We start from the raw sequence: 16,524 nt of genomic DNA on the forward strand, positions 1-16,524 counted from the left end.
CTTTATGAGCTAACTCATTATATTGGTGACACTTATTTCGGGGTTTTATCCAGCGACATTATACGACTAACAAGACGGGTAAAATCATAGAAACAACGAGTAAATACGTTTGAAGGGGATTTTAGGATATTATCCGAGGCCTGCTGAGAATGTGTTTGTTCGTATAATATTATGTTAGGCACACAAAATAGAAGGCATGGATTTATCTCATAAACAAAAGCTCTACGATATTTACAAAGAGGAAAGACAGCGCCTCGATGATGCCGCAAGAGAGGTTGGTGCGAGATATGATAAGAATACTTTGCTGCTTGCAGGTGGTGCTTTAGTAATATCTATAACTTTCATCGAAAAAATAAGCCCTAGCCCATCGGGTTGGAGTATGTGGTTAATTGGAGTTTCTTGGCTTCTTTTGATTGTAAGTATCATTTGTCAATTATATGCCATAGGTGAAAGTCAAAATAGCATTAGAAGACAAATTGAAATTCTTGATTTAGAAATAAAAAAGAATTTTAATCAAATAGATGAGTTTGACAATACAAACAAATACATAGAAAGAACTGGAACCTTAAATCGTGTTGCCCTTTGGAGCTTCATAATAGGTGTGATCTTTTTATGTGCATTTTCAATTGTAAATTTAAATAACACAATTATGCCAGAAGAAGAGAATAAAAAAGTAGAAAGAAAAAGAATCGACGAAAGCAAAGGATCGTACGTTCCTCCAACTAACATAGTTCCTCCACCCCAGGAGTCAGATTCTCAACAAAATACAACGCAAACTTCTGATTCAGACAGTTCAAGTCAAGAAAAGTAGTTTGCCTAACAACCGGATTAACGGCGGACGCAGACGCGGCTTTGGTTAAATTTCTTGCCAATGATTGTTCAAATGTGTAGCCTTTTAAAAAATCATAATCCCTGTGCCGGTTATGTGGTAGACCGTTACAGTACCTAATTAAAAATGGCGTCATGGTCTTAATGGTAAGACACCCGATACTAAAATAGTTAAACTTATTTCGGGAGATGTAGGTTCGAATCCTAACAACGCCACTCAACTATGGAATCAGCAGAACTAACAAAATTCTTAGAGGGTGTAGGAAATGCAATACACTCTATAAATACTATTGCTGTCGCATTGGCTCTTTTGCCTAAGGAGGGTGAAGTAGAAGTGCCACAGGAATTAAACATATCTTGGAATCCATCTAATATTCAGAATTCTAAAATAATGTCACGCCGTTTCGCCGAAAAATCCGCTTATGTTTATGCTGCAGAGAATCTTTTTGTTTACCTAGATAATATTTCTAAAAACCCATTTTGGATTTACGAAGACATAAATTTTGGAAGTGACACCAAAAAGGCTGAAAGAGTAAAGAACTTTCTATCAGAAATTCCAGGAATTACTAAAAGCCAGACCATATTATGTGAGCTACTTTGCCATTGGAGAAATAGAATTGTTCATTTTGCTACTTCAAAAGCAAGGTTATCAAGTAACAATCGACAATACTTAGTATCAAAAAAAGATCATATCTACGACAAGTATCATCATTTCAATGTTGATATGGCTTTAGATAATTTCAAAAATGGTAAAATTACACTTAAGGATACCTCAACACTTATTACCATCACAATTATATGTGCAAGGAAAGTTGATGAGTACTTCCATAAAGGACACGAACGAATAACAAACATTAATGATATTAGAGGAATGCTTTTAGATAATTCGAACTTCAGTAATATTTATAAGCAGCAACAATCTAAAAAACGTGAACGACAGTCAAAAAAATGGATAGAGCTTAATTTCCCTTATTTATCCGATGAGATTAAAAATAATCTCTTCAGTAAACAAACTTGAGATACCTTTTTATGAAAAAATAACCTTGCCAAATATGAGCTCTAAACAATCCAAACTTAGTAGAATAAGCGGCAGAATAATTCCTTTAACCTCGTTCCACGGGATCTGCCCTGGAATGCCCCTCCGAGGCTCCGCCTCACCCTACAAAAAGGCAGGCTCCGGTAAGTAATTCAAAAAAACTGTAAGGAATTCCTCCCAAACCCCTCTTACATAGAAAAAGGGTACAAATATGGGAAGAAGCCGATACAAATTTCACGAACTCCATGATCCCTATTTCATCACCAGCTCGGTGTTGGAAGGGATACCGTTGTTTATGCAACCTGTTATTGCTGATATCATAATGGGTGCATTAAGATATATGCAGCGAGAGCACTATGTACAACTCAGAGCCTACGTTCTCATGCCAAATCATTTGCATCTTATTGCCTAACATGAACAGTTGCCCGAACTGTTAGCCCGGTTTAAATCGTATACGGCCCGATCGATCATCGACTATTTAAAAATGCAGAAGAACCGGCTAATACTTGCCCGCTTAAAATATGGGAAAAGAAACCATCACAGGGATAGTGAGCATCAGCTTTGGCAGGAGTGGTTACACCCGAAACAATTGTTTACGGATGAGATCGTGGAACAAAAAGTAAACTATATTCACTTTAACCCGGTGAAAGCAGGTTTTGTGAATACACCCGGAGACTGGCGGTATTCCTCCGCACGGAATTACGCCGGACAACGGGGGCTGATTCCGGTACAGCGGTTTGGGGAATGAATGTCAGGTGAAGCTGGAATTTAGTAGGGTTGGAGGCGGAGCCTCCGGGAATGCGTTCCGGGGCAGAGCCCGCGGAACGAGGATAACTCGTTCCGAACGCCCCCGTTCGGAATGACAAAACGGACCACCCGGTCCGATCAGATGCTCTTCATCTTATTCGATTGATGGATCAAAACTGCTCTGAAATGTTTCCTATCTTCAGGGCTTATGAAGAAATCCCTCGAAAATGTAATTCTACAGGCGACATCTGCAACGGCCATAGCTGATCAGGAATTAATACAGGAACTCTGGAGCGGTTATGGAAAGATCATCCGTATGGAACTTCATGGAGGTTCTGCCGATAGCGTAGTTGTTAAGCATGTGCAGGCTGAGAAGGCAAGCAACCATCCGCGGGGCTGGAATACGGATATTGGTCACCGGCGTAAGGTGAGATCTTATGAGGTGGAAACCACTTGGTATGAGCGCTACAGTTCTGACAGCAAAGCCCGACTTCCGAACTGCCATACCGTGCATCATCACGAGGATGAGGTGCTCATTGTGCTGGAAGATCTCGACGCCTCCGGCTATCCGCTCAGAAAAACAAAATTGGACTGGAATGACATCGATGCCGTTCTGCACTGGCTGGCTGACTTTCATGCAAGCTTTTTGGGAGTACATCCCGATGGCTTGTGGGATACCGGTACCTACTGGCACCTCGATACCCGTCCTCAGGAACTGGAAGCACTAAGTGATGAACACCTGAAAAAAGCGGCCAAGGCCATCGATCAGAAGCTCAGTTCCTGTTCCTACCAAACGTTTGTACACGGTGATGCCAAGCTGGCTAATTTCTGCTTTTCCGGTACCGGAGAAGTGGCCGCTGTGGATTTCCAATACGTAGGAGGTGGATGCGGTATGAAGGATGTAGCCTATTTCATCGGAAGCTGCCTGGATGAGGAAGACTGCGAACGGCTGGAATCGAAAATTCTGGATACGTATTTCGGGTACCTGCATCAGTCCCTTGGAGGCCGTAACGAGGCACTGGAAAACGAATGGCGGCCTCTGTACCGGGTGGCCTGGGCCGATTTTCATCGCTTTCTAAAAGGGTGGAGTCCGGGGCACTGGAAGATCAACAGCTACAGCGAAAAAGTCACCAAAGAAGTCATCAATCAACTGATATGAATTTAAATGAACTGAAGGATACCGCCATCGAAGCTGCATTGGCTGCGGGTCGGATCATAAAGTCCTACATGGATACCGATATTACCCTGGTAGAGAAAGGCGGGGGCAGTAATTATGCCTCCCAAGTAGTAACCAAAGTGGATAAGGAATGTGAAGATGAGATCCTCTCATATTTATTACCGGCTTGTAAAAAGTACAATTTGGCATTGCTGACGGAAGAAACCGAAGACGATGGCAGCCGCTTCGAGAAGGACTACTTCTGGTGTGTGGATCCCATCGACGGAACCCTGGCTTTCGCCCGTAAGCAACCGTGGTTTTCCGTATCCATTGCCTTGATTTCCAAAAAAGGGGAACCGGTGATCGGGGTGGTCTATGACCCCAGCACTGAAACCTTATATCATGGAGCAAAAGGTCATGGCGTGTATCGCAATAATGAACCTTTGCACATACCTGAACCGAACGACTATCTGACCCATGTAACCGATAAGCCGTTAACTCAAACTTCCCGCCCGGACGAGCTGATGAAGCTCCTGCATGATAAAGCAGATAATTTGGACCTTTCAGGATTAAAAGTGATTCATGGCAGCGGCTCAGTATTGAATGCTATAACCGTGCTGAAAAATCCGCCTTCCTTTATGATCAAGCATCCGAAACCGGAAGTCGGGGGTGGCAGTTTGTGGGATTATGCAGCTACGGCCTGCCTGTTCCACGAACTCGGCTACCGCGCTACCAACTTTCAAGGCGAACCACTTGATCTAAATAGAGCAGACAGCACGTATATGCATCATGAAGGAATATACTTTGAATGCGTACCGGGAGGGAAAGATGAATAGTACAATAATTTATCCTCGTTACGAACCTCAGGTTATCCTCGTTACGAACCTCAGGTTCGTAATGCATAGTGGAACCGCTGGTTCCCTTGATAAGTCAGCCGGCCGGTAATTAAACACCATTTTGAACCGGTGATTCTGACAGGCGTTCCCAACGGGTCGTTGGGAATGAGATGAAAAAAATGGATGCTACCTCTCGGTAACATCCATTTGTAAGGAGCCTACTTTATTTCTGATCTTTTGAGATTCAATCAAACAAAGCAAAAATCTTGTATGATCAGTTATTTCCAAATCCGTAATAGTCTGCCACTTCCTTGTAATTAGTAAGGTCCAGGGTTTCGGGGATAAGATCCTTTTCAGATTGTTGCTTAGTGTGGTCATTGGTGCTGGAAGATTCGATACGAACTACTTTGATCTGATCATACTCTTCTCCCGGTCCATCTTCTGCTCGAATTCTAAGGTTTAGATTGAAGTAATGAAATACACTGTACTGCGTATTTCCACCGTATCCCCATCCGGGCATGTGGTAGTAGATATCAATGTCGTTAGCATCCGTTTTCATTAAATACACCACCCAAGCACTCTCATCTGCATTATCAACTGTAATACTGATACTATGATCGGAATCAACGGTGAAATCATGACCAGGGAAGATATATCGCGTAACATTCGCATTCCCATCTGCTCCTTTGATGTTTATGGGGGAACCCCAGCCAAGGTCTGTTTTGGGGCCATAGAGATCGTAGCTGCTTTTGTCAAGATAGTAGTCGCCAACTACCCCCAAAGAAGCAGCAGGAGTACCCATACCGGAATAGATCTGGCTTCCATCTTCACCATCTTGTCCGTCGGTACCGTCCTGTCCATCTTCACCACTCAAATCAATGGGATTACCCCATCCGTTTTCTGTCTTGGGACCATATAAAGCTTTGTTAGTCTGATCGAGGTAGTAATCACCGACAACTCCAAGTGATGCATCCGGAGGGCCATCACCTGCATGAATCTGGCTTCCATCATCACCATCTTCTCCATTCAAGCTTATTGGGTTGCCCCAACCATTATCAGTCTTTGGTCCATACAGATTTTGGTTAGTAAGGTCTATATAAAAATCCCCAACTATCCCTAATGAACTATCTGGAGCACCAGTACCGGAATGGATCTGGCTTCCGTCTTTTCCGTCTTCTCCATCAGATCCATCTTCGCCCATTAATACAATAATTGGATTGCCCCACCCATCTTCATCTTTTGGTCCGTAGTATTCGCCTGTATTAGTATTAAGGTAATAATCACCCTCTTTTCCGATATCTGCGGTAGGAGCACCTGGGCCAGCATACATGACGCTTCCATCTTCACCTGCAGGGCCGACCGGTCCAACTTCTCCCTGTGGACCTTGCTCTCCTTCAGGACCAACTACTTCTTTACAGCCTGTTACAGAGATTAGAGTTAAGGTGGTTAATACGAGCAGTGTGCTTGACAAATATTTTTTTAGATTTCTCATAATAGATTTTTCTTCATTATTCTATATTCGAATGGAATTATCTATTCTGCATACGTAATGTTGAATGGAAAAAGCTCATATCATTTATAAAGGAGGGCTAATATCAGTATTCCAAGACCTGCTTTTAGTACATATTCATTTTTTACCAACAAGTCATTGATTACTTTTTAAAAAATACGAACTAGAGATTAGCTAAAAATCAGGATGAAGGTGAGTATAACCATTTAAAGAGACCGCCGATTAGTAAGCCCCCAAATATTGAACCCAGCGCCAACATGATGTAGACAATGACTTTGTTGGCCAATTCCAATGTACTAAATCCAAAGGGATCGAAAATAAAGACCCACAAAAAGATGACAAGACTAGGAATACCAATAAAAATGGCATTAAAAAGAGCGGGATTATTTTCCTGTAAAGACTTCAGCATGACAGTTTCAAAATGATAGACTAACTTTTATTCCTTTCTCAAAATATACATCTCTGCAAGATCTCCGGTAATTATCCTCGTTACGAACCTCAGGTTCGTAATGCATATAGGAACCGCTGGTTCCATTGATAAGTCAGCCGGCCGGTAATTAAACACCATTTTGAACCGGTGATTCTGACAGGCGTTGCCCTCGTCACGGTGCTCTGCTCCGTGATGCCCTATTGAGGCTCAGCCTCAACCTATAAGACGCCGATACCAAAATAATTTGTAAGCAATATCTCCCAAAGGTCTTCAACTGAATAATACCAAACGAGTAGTATGAGGCAGAGCCTCAATGAGACGTTCCGTAGCAGAGCAGCGGAACGAGGGTAACGAGATTAACTTGTGGATTGAGAGTACCCAGCGACCTCACGGTCTGCCGGCTCAAAGCCGTCTGACCGATTGCCAGGCTGAATCGGGCACCCCAAATCTAATCCATCGATCAGACGGGTGATCCGTCAGATCGGGTACGGGGTGGTTTCGGACTGAAAGAAAAAGTTAGAGTGGAATTTGTGGAACGGGTGAAACGAGGGCACAGTAAATTCAATCAGAAGAAGTCACCAACCATTTAACCAACCCACCAACCAACAGTCCACCGAATAAAGAGAGGATTCCCAGCATCACATAAACGATAAGTCGGTTGGCTAGCTCCAATGTGCTGAACTCAAAAGGATCGGTAGTAAAGATCAGCAAAAATAGCGCGAGGGCGGGAATACCGATGAAGATGGCATTAAAAATGGCGGGTTTCATTTCCTGTAATGATTTCAGCATGTCAGTTTTAAAATGATTGGCTGCTTTTTATTCCTTACGCAAAAGGTAGCTGTCAGCAAGATCTCCGGAAATTCGTTCTCCATTTGCATCCAGCTTTGCGATGTAATTTTCTCCCACAAAATACTGATTTGGGACCTCTTCATTTTCCAGGGTGATGGTGTTTCCGGCTTCATTCCAACTAAAGGATCCCTCCGTTTCAAACGTATTCGGTTCATCTTCACCAAGGTAAGTAAGGCTGAGGGAATAGGAACCATCGGAATGTAAAACCAATGCATTTTCGATGCCTTCACAGGATGCGCAGGGCAATATACCCGAATAGGCGCCTGACCAGTTTAGAGAGTTTTGGGAGGTATGGGTACCTTCAAATTCCACAGATGCATCGGAGCGTTGCTGATTGTCCGTCTTGGATTCGCTACAACCCCAAATGAACAGGAGGGAGGTTACAAAAAGGGTAGAAATTAATTTCATATTCAAGTCTTGTTCAAATTTCCCGCAACACAAATTTCTTATCCTTGTCGCGGTCTAAGGTTCCGGCTTTGGCGTGAACCGAATGGTAAAAAAGCATCAGCGATTGCTCTTCCAATGCCTGACGTAAGATCAGGGTTTTGGCTTTCTTGGATTGAACCGGATCCACATCCATTTGTCGCATAGCATAGTGATTAAGGTGATGCTCCGATGGGATCAGGTCTCCCAAAAAATAAGCCGATTCTCCACCATCCTGTATCTTCACAATCTGATGCCCGGGGGTATGTCCGCCTGTGCGAATGAGTTCAATGCCGGGCAACAGTTCAAAATAAGTATCGGTGACCATCACCAGTTTATCCTCGGCAGCGAGCTTGTAAAGTTCGTCTAAATTATAGCCCGCACCCAGGGGTTTTTCCCTGGCATTTTGTTCCTGAAGCGCAAAATACCATTCCTTCTTTTGGAGAAAATAGTTGGCATACGGCATGGTCGGCTGAGTGGAAGTATGATCATCTACAAAGGTAGAACCCGCAGCATGATCATAATGCAAATGGCTCAAAACCACATGCGTGATGTCAGAAGGAGAGAGGCCGAAAATATCCAGATTGGTAACCAGGTTAGAAGTATTTACATACTTACTTTTATGATCAAGCCCCCATCCTAAGCCTGTATCCAGCAATACATTATGTTTGCCATCCCGTATAAGAATGGGGTTTATGCCGATGGAAGAAGACCGGTTTGCCATTTTGCCGAGCTGACTTTTCGCTTTGATATCTTCAGCATTCGATTTTTGGAAAAGTCCATCTTCAAATACTTCAAAAATACCTTCGCTGAGTTGTTCTATTTCAAATCGGCCGACTTTCATAAATATTTATTGAACGGTGATTTCCGTGGGTAAGATCATCCAGTTTTGTCCTGCGGGTTGCTCCATCAGCATCTGTATGTTTCTAATTTCTTCTGTATTTGTAAACGAAAACCAACTGTTTACATACGCATATACTTTTGCTTCCGATTCTGCCATCAAGGCTTCAAAAAGTCCTTTTTGTTTCGGGAAGTTTTCAATGCGGTATTCATCAATGCCGGCCATTTTTGCAGCCATGGCCGTTGCATCTTCTAAAGAGCCTAGTTTATCCACAAGGCCAACTTCCAGCGCTGCAGATCCGGTCCAGACACGTCCCTGGGCCACTTCGTTGACTTCATCCCGGCTCATTCCTCTGTTTTCCGCTACTCTTGCAAGGAATACTTCGTATCCATGATCCACATTTTGCTGAATGATGCGCTCTTCAGCCGGCGTAAAAGGTTCTGTAAGATCCAAAAGGTCCGCATATTCATGAGATTTTACGACTTCGAAATCCAGCCCAATCTTGTCTTCCGTCAGTTCCTGAACATTAAACAACAGATTGAAAATGCCGATAGAGCCCGTGATGGTATTTGGAGCGGCCATCACCGTATCGGCTCCCATGGAGATATAATATCCCCCTGAAGCGGCAACAGACCCCATATATGCAACCACCGGTTTCTTTTTGGAGGCCTCGCGGATCGAATTCCAGATCAGATCGGAAGTGGTAGCCGAGCCGCCGGGACTGTTCACATGCAATACAATCGCTTTTACGGTTGAACGATCCAGTGCCTCATCAAGCTGTTTTTTTATGAAAGAAGCGGTGATCATCCCTGAATTATCAAGCGGGGACTGGCTTCCAAGATCCGGCATGATGGGTCCGTTGGCATAGATTACTGCCACACGGTCTCTGGAAGAAGGAGAATCAACGCCGGCCAATGAAGATGGAATCTTGCCATAAGTGCTGAAAGAAATGGTTTCAAGTTCATCATCAGCATCGACCCCGATCTCATTTTTGATACTCTTCTCAACGTCATTTTCAAAGGCAAAAGCATCAATCAACCCGTTTTCACGCGCATATTCCAGGCGATTCACCGGACTTGAATTTAGCATTTCGTTCACTTCAGCCGCTGAACGGCCGGTTTTCTCTGAAACAGCTTTAACAAAGGTCTCGGTAGCCATTGCCAGGATCTCTTCGATCTGCTGACGGCTTTCGGGCGAAGCAGAAGTTTGAATAAAAGGCTCAACAGCAGATTTGTATTTACCTACCCGAAATACTTCAGGTTGAACCCCGATCTTATCCAGCATATCAGCATAAAAAGAAAGCTGTGATACAAACCCGTCAAATTCAAAATTAGTGTAGGGAGGGCTGAAAACGCTGTCAGCAAGAGAGGCCAGGTAAAACGATTGCTCATTATAGCCGATATCATCGGTGCTGAAATACAAGAATTTACCGCTGTCTTTGAATTCCTTAAAGTATCGATAAGCGTGCTCGAGGTTGGCCCACGATTCACCTAACATATTCGCTTTTACCCAAACTCCTTTGATACGATCATCGGCAGCTGCTTTTTCAAGATTCTCTTTTAATGTTACCAGCGACAGTTTATTCGCCGCATTAGGATTGAAGTAACTTTCCACCGGACTCGGAACGGAATATGCAGGTATGGAACCGGACATTTTTATCGTGAGAACACTGTTCTCTTTCACCTCGGGAAGCGGTTCGGAAGTACTGGAGGCGAGGATGATGAAAAAGGCGACCAACAGTAAAATAAATGAAGTGAAAATGCCCAAACAAGAGGCCAGAAATGATTTAAAAAAAGTCATGATTTGTAATAATTTGCGGTACTTTATAAGCTAAATATGGAATGAATCCGAGATGGGATTCTGTTTGCTGAACTTAGTAAAAGTTCAACATCATTCCACCATAAATTCAGTGAAAACTATGTCAAAATATGATGCTATTGTAATCGGTTCGGGACACAACGGATTGGTCACGGCCTGCTATCTCGCAAAGAACGGATATAAAGTGTTGGTACTTGAGAGGGATTCTACTATTGGCGGGGCCGTAAGAACCGAGACCATGTTCCAATCCGAGGAAAACCCGAATGGTTTTCGGATGGACGTGGGTTCTTCAGTGCATATTATGATTCATCAAACCGGAATTATTGAACATCTCGAATTGGAGAAATACGGACTTGAATACATTGATATGGATCCGATTATGTCGTACCCGGTGCCTACGGGAAAAGGCGTTATTCACTTTTGGAAAGATGTGGAGAGGACACTGGAATCGATCTCGAAAGTAGCTCCGGAGGATGTGGAGAACTACAAAGAGTTCATTGATTTCTGGGGAAGGATCAACAAGGGTGTGTTGAAGGCATTTATGTCGAAGCCGGCAGCGGGGAGTTTGTTTGCAGAAATGACCAAGGCGCAAATTCGGGAAGGCTCGATGTTCAAGAAAGGGGAGCAGCAGGCGGGACTCCAGAAAATTCTATCCAGTTATGGAAAAGTGGTGGATGATGCGTTTGAGTCGCCTTATATGAAAGCGGCCATATTGTGGTTTGCTGCACAATCAGGTCCGCTGCCGGATCATTCAGCGACGGGAGATTTCGCCGGCTGGCAGTCGATGTTGCATGAAAGTGGAGCCAAACATCCTAAGGGCGGGAGCGGGATGCTTACGCAGGCCATGAAAAATATGATCGAAGCGCATGGAGGGAAGGTTTTAGCCGATCACCCCATTAGAAAAATCCTTATCGAGAACGGGGAAGCAATTGGTGTGCAAACCGAAAATGGGGAGGAGTTTAAAGCGAACATTATTGTTTCTAACGCCCATGTTCAAACCACGATGATGAAGATGGTGGGAAGGGAGCATCTGGATGATTCGATGTTTACAAAAGTGAAAAATATTAATGTAGGAAATGGCTTTGGCATGGTCATTCGCTGTGCGGTGGAAGAATTGCCGGAATACACGGCCGCCCCCGGAGATCCACATATTCATAATGGCATTCAGCTTTTGGCGCCCTCGGTTCAGTACATGAATAATGCGATCGGGGATTATATGCAGAAGAAGCCACCAGAAAAACCGGCGGTGCTTTGTATGACCTTCTCCAAAATTGATCCCGAAGTGGCAAGGGATGGAAAACATACGCTGTTTGCATGGGCGCAGTGGCATCCGTATGAGCTGGCGAATGAAATGAACTGGGATGATATTCGAGAGCGGGAAGCCCAAAAAATTTACGATGTGGTAACTGATTACGCTCCAAATATGAAAGGAAAATTGATCGATTGGTACATTCAGTCTCCCTTGGATATTGAGCGAAAACATGGTCTATTGCGCGGAAATGTGATGCATGTGGAAATGAGCTTCGATCAAATGTTCATGTTTCGCCCCATTCCTGAAATGAGTCAGTACGAAACTCCGATTAAAAATTTATATTTGGCCAGTGCTTCTTGTCACCCGGGCGGTGGCGTTTTTGGTGCTGCAGGACATAATGCAGCCCAAGTCATTTTAAAAAAGCATAAAAAGAAATTTTTCTCATTCAGTTAGATACGAAATTCATTGAGCTCAACACTATTTGTTCATCTTGATAAACTTGGCCATAATCTGAAAGTCATCGAGTCTTATCTTGGAAAAGATGTTAAAAGGATGGCCGTCATCAAAGATGAAGCCTATGGTCATGGTTTAATACCCGTTGCAAACTATTTGGAGAATAAGGTTGACTGGTTTTGTGTGGCCGAACTCGAGGAAGCCATTCGGTTGCGAAAAGCCGGTATAGAGAAGCCGATCCTTGTTTTTGAGATTCCTCCAATAGGTGAGGAACAGGCCTACAAAGAGTATAATATTACCGCAACCATTGCAGATATTTCTGTTTTTAAGCGTCTGTTACCGGGTACCAAATGTCATTTTAATTTTGATACCGGTATGGGGCGGCTTGGAATGCTACCGTCAGAAGCAGATGAGGTACTCAGAAAGATGGATGAGTTTCCGGATCTGAATTATACCGGAGTTTACACTCATTTCGCCAATGCGGATGGCAACGATGAGCCTACCGTTGATCAGCAAATAAATCGTTTTTTACAGATCAGGGAGAAGCTGCCTAAAGATCTGATGACCCATACCTGCAACAGTGCCGGCATACTCTATCACTCGCAAAAGAACTACTTTGATGCTGTCAGGATCGGCGTGGCTTTATATGGTTATGCGCCCGGTGATAAAACGAATACAGGCCTTGAAGCTATCATCGAATGGAAATCACACTTGGTGCAGGTTAAAAAGATTTGCAAAGGTGATACCGTAGGATATGGAAGTCGCTGGAGAGCTCCTGAAGACGGTTGGCTTGGCATCGTTCCAATTGGGTATTCGGATGGAGTTTTTAGGGGGTTGAGCGGAAAGATCGAAGTAGAGATCGGGGAAAACATCTTCCCTCAAGTCGGTACCATAAGCATGGACTATATGGCGGTATACCTGGGTGAAAATAAATTTCAGGAAGGAACCGAAGTCACCATCCTTAAGAATGGAAATTTATCGGCAAATAAATGGGCGATGCTTGCCGGAACAATCCCTTACGAGATCACGACGGTTATCGCCCCAAAAGTTAAACGGGTATATCTTGGAGATCAGTAAATAATTTCGTCCAGTTCAAGATCTATCCAAATGGTGTCTTGCTCATACTGGGAATTTGGATTATTTCCATAGGCAAGATCCGGGGGCAGGATAAGGACACGTTTTTCTCCTTTTTTCATACCCAAAACACCTTGTTTAAAACCTTCCTCGGTAATGATACGACCGCTTCCAACCGAGGTGGTAACCGGAATTTCTACTCCATTAGCATAAGAACTTGAAAGAATCCGGTCGGGATCATCCTTTAAGCGTTTTGTGTAAAATATTTGGATCTGATCGCGTGCATTAACGGTACAAATATCTTCATCACCGCTGGGGCATATTCCTTCTTCGATCACATAATATTCGAGTCCCGTCTCGGTAGTTATTTTTTCTGCTCCCTCAATTGAAAAAGGTTCTGGCACGGTTGAGTAGTCAATTCGTCTTGGATCATTATCATCACAAGAGATCAGAAGCAAAGAAGCAATAAAGATTAAAAATACCGGTACTTTCAAAGTTTTAAGATGCATCAAAATGTAGTGTTCGCTTAAATTGATTTGTCGATTAACTGTTTCGTATAGAAATTATTTCAGCAGAAAGATAAAGCTTAGTAATGTTAAACCATAGCTGATTATAGGCTTCAAAAAGGATTGCTACTGCTCCGAAACACCGGAAATGGCTTCATTGATTTCCTTCTTGCGCTTCCGCACTGCAAACCGGCTCACCCAAATGGAAAACTCATACAGAACGGTCAGTGGCACTGCGATCAAAACCTGAGAGATTGGATCGGGAGGAGTGAGAAATGCAGCGATCACCAGGGCGAATACAATGGAATGACGGCGATATTTCCTCAGAAACTCAGGGGTTAATAATCCGATCTTGGAAAGGGCATAGCTGATGACCGGAATCTGGAATATGATACCGCAAGAGATAACCCACATAGAAACGGAGCTGAAGTACGCATTGATGTCAAAGTCATTTCGAATGATATCGGATATCTGGAATTGCGCAAAGAACTGAAGTGCAAAAGGTACCAGGATCAGGTAACCAAAAGAGACTCCCATCAAAAAGAATAGAGTGATGAAAAAAGCACTAAAAAATGACTTCTTTTTCTCGCTTCGTTCAAGTGCGGGTTCCACAAAAGACCACATCTGATAAATAAAAACAGGCGAACCGATCACAAAACCCATTACAAAAAGAGTGCCCCAGAATGTGAAAAACTGTCCGGGCAGCCTGCGGCTTTGAAGTTCGAAATTGATGGCGTCTACCCTGAGAATGTCATACATGAAAAAATCAGAGCGTGTAGGGCCTAAAAGAACCTCTTTCACAAAAAAATCGGAGAAGACAAATGCAATGATCAAGCCGACCAAGACTCCGATCAGGCCTTTTATGATGCGCCAGCGAAGTTCTTCAAGATGCTCCAAAAAAGACATGGTAGCCGTTCTGTCGGCCGGTTTTTTGGCCTTGGGCGGTTCGCTTTGCATAATTTGTCGTTCTTGCAAAATGGAAACTCCTTAGGCGGTTACAAAATCGTACAGCGGAAACCGATCGCACAGATCCCGAACTTCTTGTTCAACCTTGGTGTGTACTTCTTCATCTTCCGGCTTTTGCAGCACTTTGTCGATCAGTACGGCAATGTGTTCAAATTCTGCTTCTTTGAGTCCGCGAGTGGTCATAGCGGGTGAACCGATCCGGATTCCGGATGTTACAAAAGGACTTTCTGTATCAAATGGGACCATATTTTTATTTACGGTGATAGCAGCCTTGCCTAACGCTTCTTCGGCGATCTTGCCATTAAGGCCTTTATTTCTGAGATCGATCAGGATGAGATGGTTATCGGTTCCGCCACTCACCAAATTATAGCCCAGCTCCATGAACTTATTGGCCATAGCTTTGGCGTTTTTCTGCGTCTGGGTCTGATAGGTTTTGAAATCGTTTTGCAACGCCTCCCCAAAAGAAACAGCCTTGGCAGCAATCACATGCATCAAAGGACCACCTTGCGTTCCGGGGAATACAGCAGAATCAAACACTTCACCCCAGTTCTTAGTTCGGCCCGACTTAGCAGCAGTTACTCCAATGGTATTCTCGCCATCCTTCCCAACAAGGATCATCCCGCCACGCGGACCTCGTAAAGTTTTGTGTGTGGTTGTAGTTACCACATGCGCATGGGGAAGAGGATCTTTCAAATTTTTGGTAGCAATGAGTCCTGCGGTATGAGCCATGTCCATCCACAACAAAGCACCTACTTCGTCAGCGATGTTTCGGAAAGCTTCATAATCATAGTCGCGGGGGTAAGCTGAAGCGCCGATGGAGATCATAGTGGGGTTCACAGCTTTAGCTCGTTCGCGGATCTTGTTCATATCGAGGCGTCCCGTTTCTTTTTCTACCCCATAAAATTCTGCATTGTAATTAATGCCGGAGAAATTTACGGGTGAACCGTGTGTGAGATGTCCGCCATGCGAAAGATCAAAGCCGAGCAAAGTTTCGCCGGGCTTCATACAAGCAAGATAAACAGCAGCATTGGCCGTGGCTCCTGAATGAGGCTGTACGTTTACCCAATCAGCTCCAAAAAGCTTTTTAGCGCGTTCGCGGGCAAGGTCCTCAACATCATCCACCACTTCGCATCCGCCGTAATAACGCTTTCCGGGATAGCCTTCCGCATACTTATTGGTAAGCACACTGCCCATGGCAGAAATGGTAGCTTTGGAAGCAAAGTTTTCGGAAGCGATCAGCTCCAGGTTGTAGTTCTGTCGGTTGGTTTCCTTTTCAAGGAGTTCAAAAATTTGGGGGTCTTGATCCTGAAGTGATTTCATCAGTTCCGGTTATTTATCTTGAGTTAGGGATTCAATTTTCTTGATGCGCCGTTCATGCCGTCCGCCTTCAAACTCTGTATTCAGCCAAATACCAAGGATCTCACGAATCTGATCCTCATTCAGCTCCCGGCCAGGAAGGCATAAAATGTTGGCATTGTTATGAAGTCGCGTCATTTCTGCCGATGTTTTGTTATACACCAGGCCGGCTCTCACTTTGGGAAACTTATTGGCCGTCATACACACACCCTGACCACTGCCACAAATAAGAATACCAAGTTGGTCGTCACCGTCATTTACCCGCCGGGCTACTTTTACGGCAAAATCTGCGTAGTCAACAGAGTCTTCGGAATCGGTGCCATAGTCGGTTGTTTCATGGCCCATTTCTTTAAGAATTTTCTTGGTGATCTCTTTGGCCGGATATCCGGCATGATCGCTGGCTATGGGGATATTCATGATGACTTTTTTAGTCTTTGATTTGA

The 16,524-nt window shown here is 43.9% G+C and carries 17 protein-coding genes and 1 tRNA gene; 9 read left to right on the forward strand and 9 right to left on the reverse strand.

Going from position 1 to position 16,524, the window contains the following annotated elements:
• The first annotated feature begins 196 nt into the window (after positions 1-196).
• From B151_RS0103130 to B151_RS0103150, 7 genes are all read left to right on the forward strand, one after another.
• The gene (locus tag B151_RS0103130) at positions 197-811 is read left to right on the forward strand and encodes a hypothetical protein (protein ID WP_020402142.1); all 615 of its coding nucleotides are present in this window, start codon (positions 197-199) and stop codon (positions 809-811) included.
• 146 nt (positions 812-957) lie between these two features.
• Positions 958-1,044: transfer RNA gene (locus B151_RS20070), tRNA-OTHER, on the forward strand.
• Between the two features lie 7 nt (positions 1,045-1,051).
• The gene (locus tag B151_RS17825) at positions 1,052-1,846 is read left to right on the forward strand and encodes a hypothetical protein (RefSeq protein WP_020402143.1); all 795 of its coding nucleotides are present in this window, start codon (positions 1,052-1,054) and stop codon (positions 1,844-1,846) included.
• 229 nt (positions 1,847-2,075) lie between these two features.
• Complete coding sequence (locus tag B151_RS20310; protein WP_020402144.1) at positions 2,076-2,276, forward strand: hypothetical protein; 201 nt, start codon at positions 2,076-2,078, stop codon at positions 2,274-2,276.
• 9 nt (positions 2,277-2,285) lie between these two features.
• Positions 2,286-2,612: a hypothetical protein gene (locus B151_RS20315; protein ID WP_020402145.1), complete on the forward strand. Its 327-nt coding sequence runs from the start codon at positions 2,286-2,288 to the stop codon at positions 2,610-2,612.
• Between the two features lie 207 nt (positions 2,613-2,819).
• On the forward strand, positions 2,820-3,770 hold the full coding sequence (locus B151_RS0103145) for a phosphotransferase (RefSeq protein ID WP_020402146.1): 951 nt from the start codon (positions 2,820-2,822) through the stop codon (positions 3,768-3,770).
• Entirely contained in the window at positions 3,767-4,603 is an 837-nt protein-coding gene (locus B151_RS0103150; RefSeq protein ID WP_020402147.1) for an inositol monophosphatase family protein, read from the forward strand. Before B151_RS0103145 ends, B151_RS0103150 begins: the two co-directional genes overlap by 4 nt.
• 274 nt (positions 4,604-4,877) lie before the next feature.
• Here B151_RS0103150 and B151_RS19330 read toward each other — a convergent pair whose 3' ends face one another.
• The 5 genes from B151_RS19330 to sppA all read right to left on the reverse strand — a co-directional run bounded on the left by B151_RS19330 (position 4,878) and on the right by sppA (position 10,456).
• Positions 4,878-6,095: a collagen-like domain-containing protein gene (locus B151_RS19330; protein WP_020402148.1), complete on the reverse strand. Its 1,218-nt coding sequence runs from the start codon at positions 6,093-6,095 to the stop codon at positions 4,878-4,880.
• Between the two features lie 1,009 nt (positions 6,096-7,104).
• On the reverse strand, positions 7,105-7,332 hold the full coding sequence (locus B151_RS0103165; RefSeq protein WP_020402150.1) for a hypothetical protein: 228 nt from the start codon (positions 7,330-7,332) through the stop codon (positions 7,105-7,107).
• Positions 7,333-7,359: 27 nt separating this feature from the next.
• Positions 7,360-7,800, reverse strand: coding sequence for a copper resistance protein NlpE (locus B151_RS0103170; protein ID WP_020402151.1), 441 nt, complete (start codon positions 7,798-7,800; stop codon positions 7,360-7,362).
• 13 nt (positions 7,801-7,813) lie between these two features.
• Positions 7,814-8,659, reverse strand: a complete 846-nt coding sequence (locus tag B151_RS0103175; protein WP_020402152.1) for an MBL fold metallo-hydrolase — start codon at positions 8,657-8,659, stop codon at positions 7,814-7,816.
• 6 nt (positions 8,660-8,665) lie between these two features.
• The gene (gene sppA / locus B151_RS17840) at positions 8,666-10,456 is read right to left on the reverse strand and encodes a signal peptide peptidase SppA (protein WP_020402153.1); all 1,791 of its coding nucleotides are present in this window, start codon (positions 10,454-10,456) and stop codon (positions 8,666-8,668) included.
• A 52-nt stretch (positions 10,457-10,508) separates the two neighbouring features.
• On the opposite strand from sppA, the gene B151_RS0103185 reads away from it, so the two are divergent.
• Both B151_RS0103185 and alr read left to right on the forward strand, forming a co-directional pair.
• Positions 10,509-12,179, forward strand: a complete 1,671-nt coding sequence (locus B151_RS0103185; RefSeq protein WP_157470657.1) for a phytoene desaturase family protein — start codon at positions 10,509-10,511, stop codon at positions 12,177-12,179.
• A gap of 12 nt (positions 12,180-12,191) precedes the next feature.
• The gene (alr, locus tag B151_RS0103190) at positions 12,192-13,256 is read left to right on the forward strand and encodes an alanine racemase (RefSeq protein ID WP_020402155.1); all 1,065 of its coding nucleotides are present in this window, start codon (positions 12,192-12,194) and stop codon (positions 13,254-13,256) included.
• On the opposite strand, the gene B151_RS0103195 is transcribed toward alr, so the two are convergent.
• The 4 genes from B151_RS0103195 to rpiB form a co-directional block, all read right to left on the reverse strand.
• A complete protein-coding gene (locus B151_RS0103195; RefSeq protein ID WP_020402156.1) occupies positions 13,250-13,762 on the reverse strand; it encodes an FKBP-type peptidyl-prolyl cis-trans isomerase in 513 nt (170 codons plus the stop codon). The genes alr and B151_RS0103195 overlap by 7 nt on opposite strands.
• A gap of 123 nt (positions 13,763-13,885) precedes the next feature.
• Positions 13,886-14,716, reverse strand: a complete 831-nt coding sequence (gene tatC / locus B151_RS0103200) for a twin-arginine translocase subunit TatC (protein WP_020402157.1) — start codon at positions 14,714-14,716, stop codon at positions 13,886-13,888.
• A gap of 30 nt (positions 14,717-14,746) precedes the next feature.
• On the reverse strand, positions 14,747-16,045 hold the full coding sequence (glyA, locus tag B151_RS0103205; protein ID WP_020402158.1) for a serine hydroxymethyltransferase: 1,299 nt from the start codon (positions 16,043-16,045) through the stop codon (positions 14,747-14,749).
• Positions 16,046-16,054: 9 nt separating this feature from the next.
• Entirely contained in the window at positions 16,055-16,498 is a 444-nt protein-coding gene (gene rpiB / locus B151_RS0103210) for a ribose 5-phosphate isomerase B (RefSeq protein ID WP_020402159.1), read from the reverse strand.
• Between the last annotated feature and the right edge of the window lie 26 nt (positions 16,499-16,524).

This window comes from Gracilimonas tropica DSM 19535, assembly GCF_000375425.1.
Lineage (GTDB): Bacteria > Bacteroidota > Rhodothermia > Balneolales > Balneolaceae > Gracilimonas > Gracilimonas tropica.

What these genes read in the sequence shown, in the direction of transcription:
- B151_RS0103150 (WP_020402147.1), top strand. Translation starts at nt 3,767, where the DNA reads ATGAATTTAAATGAACTGAAGGATACCGCCATCGAAGCTGCATTGGCT.
- glyA (WP_020402158.1), bottom strand. Translation starts at nt 16,045, where the DNA reads ATGAAATCACTTCAGGATCAAGACCCCCAAATTTTTGAACTCCTTGAA.
- rpiB (WP_020402159.1), bottom strand. Translation starts at nt 16,498, where the DNA reads ATGAATATCCCCATAGCCAGCGATCATGCCGGATATCCGGCCAAAGAG.
- B151_RS17825 (WP_020402143.1), top strand. Translation starts at nt 1,052, where the DNA reads ATGGAATCAGCAGAACTAACAAAATTCTTAGAGGGTGTAGGAAATGCA.
- B151_RS19330 (WP_020402148.1), bottom strand. Translation starts at nt 6,095, where the DNA reads ATGAGAAATCTAAAAAAATATTTGTCAAGCACACTGCTCGTATTAACC.
- B151_RS0103170 (WP_020402151.1), bottom strand. Translation starts at nt 7,800, where the DNA reads ATGAAATTAATTTCTACCCTTTTTGTAACCTCCCTCCTGTTCATTTGG.
- sppA (WP_020402153.1), bottom strand. Translation starts at nt 10,456, where the DNA reads ATGACTTTTTTTAAATCATTTCTGGCCTCTTGTTTGGGCATTTTCACT.
- B151_RS0103130 (WP_020402142.1), top strand. Translation starts at nt 197, where the DNA reads ATGGATTTATCTCATAAACAAAAGCTCTACGATATTTACAAAGAGGAA.
- B151_RS0103195 (WP_020402156.1), bottom strand. Translation starts at nt 13,762, where the DNA reads ATGCATCTTAAAACTTTGAAAGTACCGGTATTTTTAATCTTTATTGCT.
- tatC (WP_020402157.1), bottom strand. Translation starts at nt 14,716, where the DNA reads ATGCAAAGCGAACCGCCCAAGGCCAAAAAACCGGCCGACAGAACGGCT.
- B151_RS0103185 (WP_157470657.1), top strand. Translation starts at nt 10,509, where the DNA reads ATGGGATTCTGTTTGCTGAACTTAGTAAAAGTTCAACATCATTCCACC.
- B151_RS0103145 (WP_020402146.1), top strand. Translation starts at nt 2,820, where the DNA reads ATGAAGAAATCCCTCGAAAATGTAATTCTACAGGCGACATCTGCAACG.
- B151_RS20310 (WP_020402144.1), top strand. Translation starts at nt 2,076, where the DNA reads ATGGGAAGAAGCCGATACAAATTTCACGAACTCCATGATCCCTATTTC.
- B151_RS0103165 (WP_020402150.1), bottom strand. Translation starts at nt 7,332, where the DNA reads ATGCTGAAATCATTACAGGAAATGAAACCCGCCATTTTTAATGCCATC.
- B151_RS0103175 (WP_020402152.1), bottom strand. Translation starts at nt 8,659, where the DNA reads ATGAAAGTCGGCCGATTTGAAATAGAACAACTCAGCGAAGGTATTTTT.